The organism is Synechococcus lacustris str. Tous (assembly GCF_003011125.1).
GTDB lineage: Bacteria > Cyanobacteriota > Cyanobacteriia > PCC-6307 > Cyanobiaceae > Synechococcus_D > Synechococcus_D lacustris.
The window spans coordinates 1-1,341 of record NZ_PXVC01000191.1 but is presented as its reverse complement, the minus strand read 5'-3'; the positions used below and the strand labels follow the sequence as shown (position 1 = coordinate 1,341).

Below are 1,341 nucleotides of genomic sequence, written 5' to 3'. Positions count from 1 at the left end.
ATGTTCTACAAACCARTTAAGGCTGCGTCCWGGTAAACTATTTCGAAATATACTTGCGGGGGATTGGCGGAAATCGTTATTAATCTGCAGYKYGCCATTTTGATSTAAATAAAAGAAAGGCCTATCATTTCTGGCAGYAGGTGTATTGTCATTGATGTCATTACCTAAAAATACAGCAAGAATAACCAGGGTGGGTTTGTTATGGCGTGCATCAGATCTCCAGGTAAGCAGTTGTTGACCAGTGCCATAGGCGCCAACACCAAAATTCATCACTTCTAAACCTTTTGGATAACTAGATATCAAAGTGCAACCAGGCTTGTTATTTACCTGCTTTTGYAATTGTGCCCACCAGGTTTSGTTTTGATTYACCTGGAATGCTTCACTAAATGAATCCCCCAATACKGCCACTCGCAATACTCCTTTTGTTGGCAGGGCAGCATGGTTGCTATCGCGGAAGCCCGCTTTATTAATACTYACCCAGCCGCGGCCCTCTTGATTCCACCACCCTGTTGCCCCTGGCCKGTGGCTAAAGCCCCGCACRGGGTGAAATTGATAAAAAGCTGGCTTTTCAAGGGCGGCTAAACGCAATGCAAATTCTGCCAATAGCAAAAATATCAACAAAACAGCAATATTCATCACCCCCAAACGCAGCAAGGGAATCAAATAGCTACGGCTGGCAAACTTGAAGGCCAATTCTTTAGAATAATGTGTAGATAAATGGTGCTAAGGCTGAACCCTGGGTGAGCACCACTAGGCCGCCAAGTAATACCAAGGTTACAATTAGAGGTAGCAACCAAAACTTTTTGCGTTCATTTAAAAAGCCCCACACATCTSCAAGYAGTTCGAATATTGCCATGGCCTTATGGATTGGATAGATGTGTTGATTATACATTGGAAGCCCAGGAATCAACCGCGATCAATTTCATGGCGAACAATTTCTACCACGGTTTTACCATGTGGCTCCCTGGGCGTGATTTTGAAACCAACCTGTAGCTGTTGGCTTGTTGGTTGGTTTTACGTTTTAGCGGATCAATGCCGCGGGCGCGCATGATCAAGCCCATGGGCGTAAATATTCCRTAAAAAAGTAGAGTTAAAATAATTCTGCTATTTATTGCACCAAGYACATTGCCAAGCCGCARCCATAGTTTCTSAATTGGCGCTAGGGTTTGTGGCGCCAGTAGTGCAAATGTCACTAAGATGCTATTTACTATCCACAACCAAATTGGTGCTGGATGATTGCGCAACCATGGGCCGATTACAGCAAAGATTAAGCTAAGGCCACCGGCTAATACAAAGCCAAATTCCCTAAGCTGGGCAAGTTTTTTGGGCTTACTGTTCATG

The 1,341-nt window shown here is 44.4% G+C and carries 3 protein-coding genes; all 3 read right to left on the bottom strand.

The window, feature by feature from the left end:
• Window positions 1-636: SGNH/GDSL hydrolase family protein (locus C7K08_RS16210; protein ID WP_206603881.1), on the bottom strand; the 636-nt coding region annotated here is incomplete at its 3' end.
• A gap of 61 nt (window positions 637-697) precedes the next feature.
• Entirely contained in the window at window positions 698-856 is a 159-nt protein-coding gene (locus tag C7K08_RS16055; RefSeq protein WP_162842911.1) for a DUF5989 family protein, read from the bottom strand.
• A gap of 82 nt (window positions 857-938) precedes the next feature.
• A complete protein-coding gene (locus tag C7K08_RS16995) occupies window positions 939-1,340 on the bottom strand; it encodes an SxtJ family membrane protein (protein WP_106501144.1) in 402 nt (133 codons plus the stop codon).
• Window position 1,341 lies beyond the last annotated feature (1 nt).